This window comes from Kitasatospora sp. NPDC051705 (assembly GCF_044453265.1).
Classification (GTDB): Bacteria; Actinomycetota; Actinomycetes; order Streptomycetales; family Streptomycetaceae; genus Kitasatospora.
Genome location: NZ_JBITCO010000016.1, coordinates 85,461 through 99,268, shown reverse-complemented (window position 1 = coordinate 99,268; position 13,808 = coordinate 85,461). Strand labels below are relative to the sequence as shown.

General features: G+C 74.7%; 12 protein-coding genes. 9 read left to right on the top strand and 3 right to left on the bottom strand.

All coding sequences use genetic code 11. From position 1 onward, the window contains the following. The first annotated feature begins 466 nt into the window (after positions 1 to 466). The 4 genes from ACIA8Q_RS21265 to ACIA8Q_RS21250 all read left to right on the top strand — a co-directional run bounded on the left by ACIA8Q_RS21265 (position 467) and on the right by ACIA8Q_RS21250 (position 4,955). Complete coding sequence (locus ACIA8Q_RS21265; protein WP_360214126.1) at positions 467 to 1,696, top strand: hypothetical protein; 1,230 nt, start codon at positions 467 to 469, stop codon at positions 1,694 to 1,696. A gap of 158 nt (positions 1,697 to 1,854) precedes the next feature. After that, complete coding sequence (locus ACIA8Q_RS21260; protein ID WP_360214124.1) at positions 1,855 to 3,492, top strand: ABC-F family ATP-binding cassette domain-containing protein; 1,638 nt, start codon at positions 1,855 to 1,857, stop codon at positions 3,490 to 3,492. A 57-nt stretch (positions 3,493 to 3,549) separates the two neighbouring features. After that, entirely contained in the window at positions 3,550 to 4,239 is a 690-nt protein-coding gene (locus tag ACIA8Q_RS21255; RefSeq protein ID WP_360214122.1) for a nitroreductase family protein, read from the top strand. 89 nt (positions 4,240 to 4,328) lie between these two features. Beyond that, positions 4,329 to 4,955, top strand: a complete 627-nt coding sequence (locus ACIA8Q_RS21250; protein ID WP_387904902.1) for a GNAT family N-acetyltransferase — start codon at positions 4,329 to 4,331, stop codon at positions 4,953 to 4,955. Between the two features lie 100 nt (positions 4,956 to 5,055). On the opposite strand, the gene ACIA8Q_RS21245 is transcribed toward ACIA8Q_RS21250, so the two are convergent. Continuing rightward, positions 5,056 to 6,012: an aldo/keto reductase gene (locus ACIA8Q_RS21245; RefSeq protein ID WP_360214118.1), complete on the bottom strand. Its 957-nt coding sequence runs from the start codon at positions 6,010 to 6,012 to the stop codon at positions 5,056 to 5,058. A 148-nt stretch (positions 6,013 to 6,160) separates the two neighbouring features. Next, positions 6,161 to 6,883, bottom strand: coding sequence for a GDSL-type esterase/lipase family protein (locus ACIA8Q_RS21240; RefSeq protein ID WP_360214116.1), 723 nt, complete (start codon positions 6,881 to 6,883; stop codon positions 6,161 to 6,163). A gap of 306 nt (positions 6,884 to 7,189) precedes the next feature. On the opposite strand from ACIA8Q_RS21240, the gene ACIA8Q_RS21235 reads away from it, so the two are divergent. The 3 genes from ACIA8Q_RS21235 to ACIA8Q_RS21225 all read left to right on the top strand — a co-directional run bounded on the left by ACIA8Q_RS21235 (position 7,190) and on the right by ACIA8Q_RS21225 (position 11,371). Beyond that, complete coding sequence (locus ACIA8Q_RS21235; RefSeq protein WP_360214114.1) at positions 7,190 to 7,789, top strand: choice-of-anchor C family protein; 600 nt, start codon at positions 7,190 to 7,192, stop codon at positions 7,787 to 7,789. Between the two features lie 351 nt (positions 7,790 to 8,140). Further along, a complete protein-coding gene (locus ACIA8Q_RS21230) occupies positions 8,141 to 9,670 on the top strand; it encodes a carbohydrate binding domain-containing protein (RefSeq protein WP_360213098.1) in 1,530 nt (509 codons plus the stop codon). A 192-nt stretch (positions 9,671 to 9,862) separates the two neighbouring features. Beyond that, on the top strand, positions 9,863 to 11,371 hold the full coding sequence (locus ACIA8Q_RS21225; RefSeq protein WP_360213096.1) for an SDR family oxidoreductase: 1,509 nt from the start codon (positions 9,863 to 9,865) through the stop codon (positions 11,369 to 11,371). Between the two features lie 170 nt (positions 11,372 to 11,541). Here ACIA8Q_RS21225 and ACIA8Q_RS21220 read toward each other — a convergent pair whose 3' ends face one another. Continuing rightward, entirely contained in the window at positions 11,542 to 12,285 is a 744-nt protein-coding gene (locus ACIA8Q_RS21220; RefSeq protein ID WP_360213094.1) for an SDR family oxidoreductase, read from the bottom strand. 112 nt (positions 12,286 to 12,397) lie between these two features. On the opposite strand from ACIA8Q_RS21220, the gene ACIA8Q_RS21215 reads away from it, so the two are divergent. After that, positions 12,398 to 13,093, top strand: coding sequence for a TetR/AcrR family transcriptional regulator (locus ACIA8Q_RS21215; protein ID WP_360213092.1), 696 nt, complete (start codon positions 12,398 to 12,400; stop codon positions 13,091 to 13,093). A 110-nt stretch (positions 13,094 to 13,203) separates the two neighbouring features. After that, positions 13,204 to 13,782 carry a hypothetical protein gene (locus tag ACIA8Q_RS21210; protein ID WP_360213090.1) on the top strand — a complete coding sequence of 193 codons (579 nt, stop codon included), beginning with the start codon at positions 13,204 to 13,206 and terminating at the stop codon, positions 13,780 to 13,782. Positions 13,783 to 13,808 lie beyond the last annotated feature (26 nt).

Genomic DNA, 13,808 nt, shown 5'->3' with positions numbered 1-13,808 from the left:
TGCCGAAGGAAGGGGGAGCAACACGGGGAGACACCGCGGGTGCGGGCCGCTACGGCCGGGGGGAGTCGCCGGAGGTCGGCCGCGCGTCCAGGAGGACGCGCGGGGACCGGGCTCGCCAGGGGGCCGTGACCGAGGTCGCACACTCGCGCACCGCACGGCAACAGGCCTGCGCGGCGGGGGCGGTGTCCCGGGACCTCAGTAGAGCAACGGCCTTCTCCTTGTCTGGCTGGTGGCTCGGACCACGCTACGCACGCCGCCGGACGCGGACAACCGGTTTTCGGGCGCCGGAGGAGGGCGGGTGCCGATCCGGTGCCGATCCGGTGACGGCTCCGTCCCAGCCCGGGGCGGGCGTAAGGAGGTCCTTATCCGCATGGCAGACTCCTCACCTGCCGCACCTGCGGCCCCTCCCGGGGCCGTACCCGCGGAACGGGGCGTGCGGCCGTTATTCACAGGGGGAACTGAACTCATGTCACCGATATCCCGGCCGAGCCGTGCCGTCCTGGGCGCTTCCGTCGCCGCGCTGACCGTGCTGGCCGCCACCTCGTGCGGCCCCGACAACAGCGACCCGGCCGGGGCCCAGACCGCGGCCCCCACGGTGGCCGCCAGCGCCTCCGGCAAGCCGGGCGCGGCGCCGCTCAAGCTGCCGACCGTCGAAGAGCTGAAGACCTGGAAGCTCGAGGACTGGGACAAGTGGGCCAAGGAGAACGTCGTCACCCCGGCGGTCAAGGGCTACTGGACCCTGCAGAAGCTGCTGAACGCCAAGCCCAAGCCGCTGCCGCAGGCCCCGGCCCAGGACCCGACGCAGGCGCCCGCCCAGCCGACCGGCGCTGCCCCGGCGCAGCCCACCACCGCGGCCCCGGCCCAGCCCACCGCCGCCCAGCCGCCGACCGGGCCCGACCAGCTGCCCGCCGTCGTCCCGGCGAAGCCCGTGGCGCACCCGTTCCCGAAGAACATGCACGTCAACGGCAAGATCTTCTTCAAGGACGGCAACGAGGACTACGTCTGCTCCGGCACCGTCGTCTCCGACCCGGCCAACCCCGGCAAGAGCAACCTGGTGTGGACCGCGAGCCACTGCCTGCACGGCGGCAAGGGCAACAAGTACTACACCGACATCACCTTCGCCCCGGCCTTCAACAGCAACGGCGTGCTGAGCAACGGCAACAAGCAGAAGTCCAAGCTGGACGACGCCGAGCCGTACGGCGAGTGGGGCGCGACCGCCGGCATGGTCTCCCCGCAGTGGACCTCGGAGGCCGACCCGGAGCACGGCGGCCCCTGGAGCCAGTACGACTTCGGCATCATCAAGGTCGCCAACCCCGACCCGAACGGCAAGTCGCTCGAGGAGACCGTCGGCGGCTCGGTGCCGCTGTGGTTCAACGCCCCGCGCGAGCAGCTCGCCTCCGTCAGCAACTACGGCTTCCCGGAGGGCAAGCCCTTCGACGGCGTCGAGCTGGAGCACTGCGACGGCGGCAAGCCCGCCAAGAAGACCGGCGACCCGAGCCGCCCGGCGATGCTGCTGATCGGCTGCAACATGACCGGCGGCAGCAGCGGCGGCGGCTGGTACGCGACCAAGGACGGCAAGCCGGCCCTGGTCAGCGACACCTCCATCGGCAACGGGGCGAACACCTACGAGGCCGGCCCGTACCTCGAGGACGTGGCGGCGCACATGTTCGACTACTTCTCGAAGAAGGCCAAGTGATCCGCTGAGGGGCGACCCTCACGCGCCCGGGGGCCGCGGCCGGCGCGGCCGCGGCCCCCGGGCGTCCCCCTGCACCCGCCGCCCGCGCCGGGCCCGCCGGCCCGGCACCCTGCGGGTTTTCCGCCGCCCGGCGCCCTCCTCCTACAATCGGGCTCATCATGAGCGCCACACTCGTAGTCAAGGACCTCGCCGCCGGCCACGGCGAACGCACCCTCTTCTCCGGCCTGGACCTGGTCGTCGCCCCGGGCGACGTGATCGGCCTGGTCGGCGTGAACGGCGCCGGCAAGTCGACGCTGCTGCGGCTGCTGGCCGGCCTGGACACACCCGAGGGCGGTTCGCTGCGGCTGAGCCCGGCGAGCGCCAACGTCGGCCACCTGCCGCAGGAGCCGGAGCGACGCGAGGGCGAGTCCGTCCGCGACTTCCTGGCCCGCCGCACCGGGGTGGCCGCCGCGCAGGCCGCGCTGGACGAGGCCACCGAGGGCCTCGTCGAGGGCCGCCCGGGCGCCGACGACGCCTACGCCGTCAGTCTGGACCGCTGGCTGGACCTCGGCGGCGCCGACCTGGAGGAGCGCGCCGAGGAGGTCGCCGACTCGCTCGGGCTGAAGGTCTCGCTCGACCTGCCGATGACGGCGCTGTCCGGCGGCCAGGCCGCCCGGGCCGGCCTCGCCTCGCTGCTGCTCTCCCGCTACGACGTCTTCCTGCTCGACGAGCCCACCAACGACCTCGACCTGGACGGCCTGGAGCGGCTGGAGTCCTTCGTCAAGGGCCTGCGCGCGGGCACCGTGCTGATCAGCCACGACCGCGAGTTCCTGGCCCGCACCGTCACCAAGGTGCTCGAACTGGACCTGCACCAGCAGCAGGTCAACCTGTACGGCGGCGGCTACGAGGCGTACCTGGAGGAGCGCGACGTCGCCCGCCGGCACGCCCGCGAGGAGTACGAGGAGTACGCCGACACCAAGGCCGGGCTGGAGGCCCGGGCCCGGATGCAGCGCGGCTGGATGGAGCACGGCGTGCGCAACGCCCGCCGCAAGTCCAGCGACAACGACAAGATGGGCCGCGCGGTGCGCGCCGAGTCCACCGAGAAGCAGGCCTCCAAGGCCCGCCAGACCCAGCGGATGATCGAGCGGCTGGACGTGGTCGAGGAGCCCCGCAAGGAGTGGGAGCTGCGGATGGAGATCGCCACCGCGCCGCGCTCCGGCGCGGTGGTCGCCACCCTGCGCGCGGCCGTCGCCCGGCGCGGCGACTTCGCGTTCGGCCCGGTGGACCTGCAGATCGACTGGGCGGACCGGATCGCCATCACCGGCGCCAACGGCGCGGGCAAGTCCACGCTGCTGGCCGCCCTGCTCGGCCGACTCGAACTCGACTCCGGCAACGCCTCGTTGGGCTCCGGCGTGGTGGTCGGCGAGGTCGACCAGGCGCGCGGGCTGTTCCTCGGCGGCGAGCCGCTGGCGGAGGCGTTCGCCGCCGCCGTGCCGGAGCTCACGCCGGAGGAGGTGCGCACCCTGCTGGCCAAGTTCGGCCTCAAGGCGGTGCACGTCCTGCGCCCGGCCGACACCCTCTCCCCCGGCGAGCGCACCCGGGCCGCGCTCGCGCTGCTGCAGGCGCGCGGGGTCAACCTGCTGGTGCTGGACGAGCCCACCAACCACCTGGACCTGCCCGCGATCGAGCAGTTGGAGTCCGCGCTCTCCTCGTACACCGGCACCCTGCTGCTGGTCACCCACGACCGGCGGATGCTGGACACCGTCGCGGTGAACCGGCGGATCGAGGTCCGGGGCGGGCGGGTGCACGAGCTGTAGACCGCCATTGGTCTCTACCTCTTCCCGGCACGGCGCCCATGTGCTGTGCTGTCGACCATGGTTGAGAACCGTACGATCGACAGCACGGCGGACGGCAGCTCCTACCCGAGCGTCCCGCTCCGCCCCATGACGGTGCCCGCCCACGAGGCCGAGGCCCGCAGCAGGTCCTTCCACGACGTGATGGCGCTGCGCCGGACCGTCCGCGACTACGCGACCCGCCCGATCCCGGACGGCGTGGTCGAGTGGGCGGTCCGGACCGCCAACACCGCGCCCAGCGGCGCGCACGTCCAGCCCTGGCGGTTCGTGGTGATCACCGACCCGGAGCGCAAGCGGCGGCTGCGCGAGGCCGCCGAGGCCGAGGAGCGCGAGTTCTACGCGCACCGCGCCTCGGCGGAGTGGCTGGCCGCACTGGCACCGATCGGCACCGACTGGCGCAAGCCGTTCCTGGAGGACGCACCGGCGGTGATCGTGGTGTTCGAGGTCCACAAGGGGCCCGACTCGCCGCGCCCGTACTACACCAAGGAGTCGGTGGGCATCGCCGTCGGCCTGCTGCTGGCCTCCCTGCACCAGGCCGGCCTGGCCACCCTGACCCACACGCCGAGCCCGATGAGGTTCCTCAACGAGGTGTGCGACCGCCCGGTCGAGGAGCGCGCCGCCTACGTCATCCCGGTCGGCTACCCGGCCGACGGGGCGCGCGTCCCGGACCTGCGGCGCAAGGAGCTCGACGAGGTGCTCGTCCGGCTCTGAGCGGCCGGTCGCGCACGCCGGGGCGTGCGGGCGGGCGCCGCCCGGGACCCGGCTGGTGACAGGTCCCGGCCAAGGACATAATCGCGGTCATGAGCCACCCGCAGCCACGGTCCTGCGACCACCCGCCCGCACCGTTCCCCGGCCCCGGCCCCGGCCCGCAGGAGGTCACCACCGGGCGGCCGCCCGAGGTGCTGCGGCTGCCCGGCGGGATCTCGCTGCTGCGCCGCCGCACCACCCACGCGCTCGCCCTCAACAAGGCCGTCCGCGCCAACCTCGACCACCTGCGGCCCTGGATGGAGTGGGCGGCCGAGGCCCCCAGCCGGGCCCAGTCCGCCGAGCTGACCAGGGCCGGCGCCCTCGCCTGGGAGGCCGGCACCGACTTCATGTACCTGGTCGGCCTGGACGCCGAACCCGGCGGGGTGATCGGCGCCTTCGGCCTGCACGGCCGGATCGGCCCCGGCGCGCTGGAGATCGGCTACTGGGTCGCCGCGCGGCACGCCGGGCGCGGCATCGCCACCACCGCCACCGCCGCGCTCACCGAGGCCGCGCTGGCCCTGCCCGGCATCGCCCGGGTGGAGATCCACTGCGACGAGGCGAACGGCGCCAGCGCGGCCGTCCCGCGCAAGCTCGGCTACCGGCTCGACCGGGTCGCCGCGGCCGCCGTCCGGGCGCCGGCCGAGACCGGGCGGCAGCTGATCTGGGTGATGGAGCGGTAGCGGGGCCGCGCCCACGGGTGGCGGGCGGCCGGTGTGGCCGGCGGTGGCGGGCGCGGGTTCGTCGCGGCTGGCGCGGGCGCCGGCCGGTGGCGCCCGCCGGTCAGTAGCGCCCGCCGGTCGGCGCCGGCAGCGCGTCCAGCTCGGCCAGGTCGGCGGCGGTGAGCACGACCTCGGCCGCCCCCGCGTTGTCCACCAGGTAGCGCGGCGTGCGGGTCCCCGGGATCGGGAAGACGTGACGCCCCTGCGCCAGCACCCAGGCCAGCGCCACCTGGGCCGGGGTCGCGCCGACCCGCTCGGCGACCGCCTCGACCCTGCCGACCAGCTCCAGGTTCGCCTTCAGCGCGTCCTGCTGGAAGCGCGGCAGGGCACGGCGGAAGTCGTCCGCCGGGAGCTCGTCGAAGGAGGAGATGCTGCCGGTCAGGAAGCCCCGGCCGAGCGGGGAGAACGGCAGGAAGGCGATCCCGTGCTCCTCGGTGTACGGCAGGACGTCGGCCAGGGCGTCCCGGGTCCAGAGCGACAGCTCCGACTGCACGGAGGCCACCGGGTGCACCGCCCGGGCCCGCTCGATCTCCTCGACGCTCACCTCGGACAGGCCGATCCGGCGGGCCTTGCCGGCCTCCACGGCCTCGGCGAGCGCACCCCAGGTCTCCTCGATCGGGACCTCCGGGTCGACCCGGTGCAGCTGGTAGAGGTCGACGTGGTCGGTGCCGAGCCGGCGCAGGCTGTCGTCGATCGCGCGCCGCACGTGCTCGGGCCGGCCGTCGCGCCCGACCCGCTCGCCGCCGGCGCCCGGGACGAGGCCGACCTTGGTGGCCAGGAAGGCGCGCTCCCGGTACGGGCCGGCCAGGGCCGCGCCCACCACCTCCTCGTTGCTGTAGGGGCCGTAGATGTCGGCGGTGTCGATGAGGGTGACCCCGAGGTCCAGCGCCTGGCGGATCACCCGGACGGAGTTGTCGTCGTCCCGGTTGTGCACGTCGTACGCCCAGGTCATCCCCATGCAGCCGAGGCCGATGACACCGGTCTCCGGGCCGTTGGTACCGAACGTGGCGTTGCGCATGGCGGTGTTCCCATCTGTGCGGTGGTGGTGCGGCGGTCGTGCGGTGGACCGACGCGTCCAGCATTCACCTTGGAGTGCTCTCGAGGTCAAGCGCGTCCGCCGGGGCCGGGCCACCGGGGCGGGCGGGTCTCCCGGAGCCGGGTGTGCGTCAGGCCGGCCGGGCCGTCGGGGACTCCGGGGCCGTCGGGGCCTCGGGCGTCGCCAGGGCCTCCGGGGCCGTCGGGGTCTGCCGGTCCGCGCTGCCCGCGCGCGCCGCCCGGTCGGCCCGGCCCGCCAGGAGCCAGTCCCGGAAGCCGCCGGCCAGGACGAGCTCGGCCAGCGCCGCGTAGCCGCCCGCGCCCGGGTGGGCGCCGTCCCCCGCGGTGGCCTCGGCCACCCACGCGGGGTTCCCGGCCAGCGCCCGGGTGACGTCGACGAACGGCACGGCGCGCTCCGCGCAGACCTCGGCGAGCAGCGGGACCAGGGCCAGCATCCGGTCCAGTTGCCGGGCGCCGCCCATGACCACCGGGGGCGGCCCGACCACCAGGGCGCCGTGGCTGCGGTCCCGGGCGCCGTCGAGCAGCGCGGCCAGGTTCGTCCGCGTCCGGTCCGGCGGGACGCGCGGGCCGCCGGACGGCGACTCGGTGGAGTCGTTGCTGCCGACCGAGACGACCAGCCGGTGGTCGGCGCCGGGCACCGTACGCGCCTCGACCTCCGCCCAGCAGCGGCGCAGCACGTCCGTGGAGGTGTTGCGGCGGACGCCCAGGTTGTACGCGGTGACGTCGGCCGCGCAGGCCTGGAGCGCCCGGCCGACCCACCCGCGGAACTCCGGGTCGCCGAGGCCCTGGACGAAGGAGTCCCCGATGAAGCAGATGCGCGTGTCGTCGATCACCGGCTCAGCCTAGGCCGGAGCGCACGACGGGGTGGGGGCTCGCGCGGATCGTCCCACTCCCTGGACGGGGCCGTCCTGATGACGGCGGATCGGCCCGGGCCGACCGCCGGGAACGGTCCTCCCGCCCGGCGCCGCCGCACCGGCCCGGTCGAAACCGGCGCGCGAGAGCCTGCCCGGGGGCCGTGCACGCCACCGGGCGCCGCCCGTCCCGTCTTGGCAGCGATCACCGTGACCGAAGACGCTCTGTGCACAGCCGATCATCGGCCGATCATCGGTTGATCCCCACCACTCCTCGGAGGACCACCCGTGCCGCTCTCCCGCACCCGCACCGCCCTCGCCGTCCTGCTCGTCGTCGGCGCCACCGCCCTGGCCGCCCCGGCCCAGGCCGCCGGCGGCCACCGCGCGCTCAGCCGCTTCGACGACGGCAGCTTCGAGACCCCGAAGGTCCCGGCGAACTCCTTCACCGGGGTGTCCGCCGGTCAGACCATCGGCCCGTGGAAGGTCACCGCCGGCAACGTCGACCTGATCGGCGCCGGGTTCTGGCAGGCCGCCGAGGGCGACCAGTCGCTCGACCTCAACGGCTCCGGCAGCGGCACCGTCGCCCAGGGCTTCACCACCACCCCGGGCACCACCTACTCCGTCACCTACGCGCTCGCCGGCAACCCCGAAGGCGGGGTCGCCCTGCGCACCGGCCGGGCGCTGATCGACGGCCAGGACTTCCAGGACTTCTCCTTCGACGTCACCGGCAGGACGAGGGCCGCCATGGGCTACGTGGGGCGCCAGTTCACCTTCGTCGCGCAGGGCACGTCCACCACCCTGAGCTTCGTCAGCACCGTCGGCGGCGCGTACGGCCCGGTCCTCGACGACGTCCAGGTGAAGGAGTGCACCTCCTGCTGCGGCCACTGACCGGCTCCGGCCGACCCGCGGGCCCGGTGGGCCGACGGCACCGCCGTCGGCCCACCGGCGCGTCCGGAACCCCGCCTTAAACACTTCCTAAAACCTTCCCAGGGCGGCCTTCCGATGCGCCGGAAGTGCTTGACGTGCACAGCTGGTCTAGTCCAGTTTGATGCTCAGCACCGCGCAGCCCCACCGCGCACCGCTCCCCCGCACCGCGCAGCCCCACCCCGCACCGCTCCCCCGCACCGCGCTCCCCACGCACCGGATCCGCCCCCGCACCGGACCAGCCCCCAAGCTGCCGCCCGCACCGTGTCTCCCCCCTCGCGGCGCGGGCGGCCCCACGTCCCGAGAGGCACCCCCATGCCCAGCGCGCCCCGACCCACCCCCACGCACCGCCGTTCCGGCGGCCGCACCAAGCTGCTCGGCCTGGCCGCCGCCACCGCGCTCGCCGCCGGCGGTCTGGCCGTCGTCGCCGGGAACGCCGGAGCCGCCGACGCTCCCGGCAACCTGCTCGCCAACCCGGGCCTGGAGAGCGGCGCACTGAGCCCGTGGAGCTGTTCCGGCGGCACCGGCAGCGTCGTCAACTCCGGCGCCCACAGCGGTAGCCACGCGCTGAAGGGGGCGGTGGGCGCGAGCGACACCGCGCAGTGCGGCCAGAGCGTCGCGGTGCGGCCCAACACCACCTACCAGCTCAGCGCCTGGGTGCAGGGCCAGTACGTCTACCTCGGCGCCACCGGCAGCGGCGTCACCGACCCGGCCACCTGGACCCCGGGCGGCGCCGACTGGCAGCAGCTGTCGACGAGTTTCACCACCGGACCGGCCACCACCAGCGTCACCGTCTACCTGCACGGCTGGTACGGGCAGGGCGCCTACCTCGCCGACGACGTCACGCTCACCGGCCCCGGCGGCACCCCCACCACCCCGCCCACCTCGGGCACCCCGACCGGCACGCCCACCGGCGGCCCGACCGGCACCCCGACCGGCGGGCCGAGCACCCCGCCGCCCAACGTCGCCGTGCCCGTCGCCCCGTACATCGACATGGGCGCCTGGCCCACCCCGTCCATGCCCGCCATGGCCAAGGCCGGCAACCTCAAGGCCTACACCATGGGCTTCGTCACCGCCGTCGGCTGCAAGGCCAGCTGGTTCAACGCCTACGACCCGCGCACCGGCTGGGCCAAGGACCAGATCGACGCGCTGCGGGCGGCCGGCGGCGACGTCAAGCTCTCCTTCGGCGGCGCCAGCGGCACCGAACTCGCCGCCGCCTGCACCTCGGTGGACTCCCTGTTCAACGAGTACGACGCCGTGGTCAACGCCTACGGCCTGCGCTACGTCGACTTCGACATCGAGGGCGCGGCCATCGCCGACACCGTCTCCAACGACCGCCGCTCCGCCGCGCTCGCCAGGCTCCAGCAGGCCCACCCGGGCCTCAAGGTCTCGTTCACCCTGCCCGTCCTGCCCGAGGGCCTGACCTCCGAGGGCGTCGCCATCGTCAAGTCGGCCCGGGACGCGGGCGTCGCCGTCGACCTGGTGAACATCATGGCCATGGACTACTACCGGGCCGGCACCGACTACGGCAACGCCGCCGTCCAGGCCGCCCAGGCGCTCTTCGGGCAGCTCAAGGCGCTCTACCCGGCCCGGACCGACGCCCAGCTGTGGGCCATGGTCGGGGTCACCCCGATGCTCGGCGAGAACGACGACCACCAGATCTACAACCAGGCCGCCGCCCAGCAGTTGGTGAACTTCGCCAAGCAGAACCACCTCGGCATGCTGGCCTTCTGGGACGCCACCCGGGACGCCAACGCCTGCACCGGCGGCTCGCTGTCCAAGTGCACCAACATCCCGCAGCAGCCGTACGAGTTCGCGAAGATCTTCGCGCAGTACGCGGGCTGATCCGCGGGCCGATCACCGCGGGGCGAGGTGCCGGCGGGCCGGGAGGCCGCCGGCACCTCGGCGTTCCGGAGGACCGAGGCCCGTTCCCGGCGGGCGGCGATGCCGGGGGGCCGACCGCCCGGAAATTGGCATCTCATCAGGCCGGACCGTCCACTACAGTCCCACCCACCTGCACGACCAGAGGGGGCGGACATGACCGGCATGACGGTCCGGGACGACGAGAACCAGCACACCGGCACCACGTCGGCGGCCGAAGCCGCCGACGGCCGCGGCACGACCGGCCCTGCGGGCCGCGTCCGCGATGCAGGCCGTGTCGAAGCTGCGGGCCGCGTCGGCGATGCGGGCCGCGTCGGCGATGCGGGCCGTGACCTCACCGCCGAGGAGCTCGCCGCCTTCGACCGCACCCTCGGCCGACTGCGCACCCTCCCCGCACACTCCCGCACCCGGCAGCACGCCGAGCGGCAGCTCCGCTCCTTCGTGACGGAGAGCCGCAAACTCCGCCGCCGCGAGGCCCGGGACACCCTGCGCCAGGCCGACGCCGAGCTGCTCGCCGGCACCGCGACCGGCGCCCGGCACCGCCGCGAGGACGCACCGCTCGCCACCGCCCACGGGCCGGTCGGCGACCTGCGGATCCCGCGCAAGTGCTACGTCTGCAAGGGGCCGTACCACCAGGTCGACGCCTTCTACCACATGCTCTGCCCGGACTGCGCCGCCGACAACACCGGCCGCCGCACCCTGGGCACCGACCTGCGCGGCCGCCGCGCCCTGCTCACCGGCGGGCGCGTCAAGATCGGCTACCACCTGGCCCTGATGATGCTCCGCGACGGCGCCGAGCTCATCGTCACCAGCCGCTTCCCGCACGACACCGTCCGCCGCTTCCGCGCCGCCGAGGGCAGCGGGCAGTGGTGGGACCGGCTCACCGTGGTCGGCATCGACCTGCGCGACCCGCGCCAGGTCATCGGGCTCACCGACCGGCTGACCGCCGAGGGCCGGCCGCTGGACGTCCTCGTCAACAACGCCGCGCAGACCCTGCGCCGCCCGCCGGAGTCCTACGCCCTGCTGGCCGCCGGCGAGCGCAGCGCCCTGCCCGCCGCCGAGCGCCGGGCCGTCACCCACGCCCCCGGTTTCCAGCCGCTCTCCGCGCTCGCCCAACTCCCTTCGGGTGCCGCCTCCTTGCTCGACCTCACCGACGAGGCCGGGCTGCTGCCCGACCTCTCCCCGGCCAACTCCTGGTCCGTCCGGCTCGGTTCGCTCGACCCGGCGGAGGTCCTGGAGACCCAGCTCGTCAACGCCCTCGCCCCCACCCTCCTGTGCGACCGCCTCCTCCCCCTCCTCCTCGCCTCGCCGCACCCCGCCCGCTACATCGTCAACGTCACCGCGGTGGAGGGCCGCTTCGCCGTCCGCAACAAGACCGCAGGCCACCCCCACACCAACATGGCCAAGGCCGCGCTCAACATGCTCACCCGCACCAGTGCCGCCGAACTCGCCCGACAGGGCGTGCACATGTGCGCCGTCGACACCGGCTGGATCACCGACGAGAACCCGGCGCCGAAGAAGGCCCACCTCGCCGACCAGGGCTTCCGCACCCCGTTGGACGTCGTGGACGGCGCGGCCCGGGTCTACGACCCCATCGTGCGCGGGGAGGCCGGCCACCCGGTGTCGGGAGTGTTCCTCAAGGACTACCGCGAGGCCGCGTGGTGACGCCCCCGCACGGGTGACACCCCGGGCCGCGGCGCCGGGTCGTCAACCTCCACCGCACGGATGTGCGCACGGGCAGCGGACCGCCCGGCCGCACCCGGGTCGTCCGCCCGGGTGCGCGCCCGGTCCGGGGCTGACTCCGGACCGGGCGCGATCATCCGACTATCCCCGGTTCAGCGCCCGGTGGGAAGGTTGGCCCCACCGGTGCAGTCGAACACGACACCGGTGACGAAGGTGTTGGCGGCGAGCAGGTGGATCGCCCGCGCGACGTCCTCGGCCCGGCCGACCCGACCGACCGGGGTGGTCGCGGCGAGGCCGTCGAAGAGCGCCGTCCGCTGCTCGACCGCGACGCGGTCCCACCACGGGGTGTCGATCACGCCCGGCGAGACCGCGTTGATCCGCAGCGGGGCGAGCTCGACGGCCAACGGCGGGACCATGGCCTCCAGGGCGCCGTTGATGGCGGCCAGCCCGGCGGTGCCGGGGATGGCGGCGCGGGCGGAGGCCGCGGTGATCAGGGTGACCGAACCGTCCTGGCGCAGGTGCGGGAGCGCCGCCTGCAGGACGCGGACCTGCGGCCAGAACTTCGCGTCGAACCCGGTGGCCAGATCGGCCAGATCGAGCCCGGCGAACGGGCCGCTGCCGGCGGCGCCGCTGACCGCGACCACCAGGTGGTCGACGGTGCCGACCTCCGCGAAGAAGGCGGCGACCGCCTCGGCGTCCGCGGCGTCCACCCGGTGACCGGTGGTCTTGCCGCCGATCCGGGCGACGGCCGCGTCCAGGCGCTCCCGGTCGCGGCCGGTGATCACGACCTCGGCGCCGTCCGCGGCGAAGGCGGCGGCCGAGGCCTCGCCGATGCCCGAGCTGCCGCCCATCACGACGACGTGCTGTCCGGCGAAGAGTTCAGAGGTGGTGCTCATGGTGGTGCATCCTCCGGTTTGTCGAGACCGCTAGTTCCGGTAATGATGGTTGTCGAGACTGTTAGTCTTGTCAAGGGGATGCAGCGAACCGCAGCAGAGAAGAGGGACCGCCATGCCAGCGACCGACCCCCGGCCCGACACCCCGGCCAACCCGGGCGCCCCTGCTCCGGACACCGCGGCTCCGTATACCGCGACTCCGGACACCACCGACCCGGGCGCCCCCGCGACCCCCACCCGCCCGCACACCGGACGCCGCCGCAACGAGGCCGCCCACCAGGCGATCCTCGACGCCGCTCTCCGCCTGCTCGCCACCTCCGACGGCACACCCGTCACCATCGACGCCATCGCCCGCACCGCTGGCGTCGGCAAGCAGACCGTCTACCGCTGGTGGCCGTCCAAGGGCGCCGTCCTGCTCGACGCGCTCACCGACCGCGCCGACCAGGACGTCCCCGGCGCCGACACCGGCACCCTGCGCAGCGACCTCCGCGCCTTCGTCGCCACCACCTTCGACGGCGCCCAACGCGGCCCCACCGCCCCCGCCCTGCGCACCCTCGTCCGCGAAGCCGCCCGCGACCCCCACCTCGCCGACCTCATGCAGAGCTTCACCGCCACCCGCCGCACCGCCCTGCGCGAACTCCTCGCCCGCGGCCGCGAACGCGGCGAACTCGCCGAGGACACCGACCTCGACCTGGTCGTCGACCAGGTCTACGGGGTCTTCTGGTACCGCTTCCTGCTCGGCCACGCCCCACTGGACGGTACGGTCGCCGACCGGCTCACCCGCTCCCTCCTCGACGGCAACGGCCGGTAGCCCACCGGCCGGGCACCGCCCGACCGGGCACCGAGCCGCCCGACCGCCCGTGGTGTACTACGCGGGTCCACCGTTCAGGCACCAGTCCGCACCAGGAGCGAACCCGTTCGATGAGTGCCACCTGCCCCCAGTGCGCCGCGCCGGACCACACCGTCCCGATACCCCGGGCGGTGGCCGACCCGAGCACACCCCTCGACGGCCCGACCCGCGCGCTGCTGGCCCCGCCGCCCGAACCCCGACCGGCACCCGGGCAGGCCGGCACGGCATCGACGGTGCTCTACGGCATCGCCGCCGCCCTCGCCGTGCTCGGCGTCGTCTCGCTGCTCCACGGAGCCCGGGACCTCGACCGCTACGACGCCGCCTACCGGCTCGGCTACCGCCTGGGCCCGTTCGTCCTCCCCGGCCTCCTGGTGGTCTGCGGCCTGATCGTGCAGGCCGTGTCCCGGCGGCGGCGCCGCCAGGCGGCCGCGATCGTCCTGCCCGCCCAGAAGGCCCAGTGGCAGCAGAACCTGAGCGTCTGGCAGGCCGGCTGGCTCTGCCTCGGCTGCCGGACGGCGTTCTTCCCCGACGCCGCCATCCGCCCGGACTTCCCGGCCTCGCCGGCACTCCCCCTCGACCAGTTCCCGCTCTGGGTGATGACCGCCGCCGAGCGCGCCTTCGGCCCCACCTCGCCGCCCGTTCCACACTGACCGCCCACGGCACCCGGCCCTGGGCG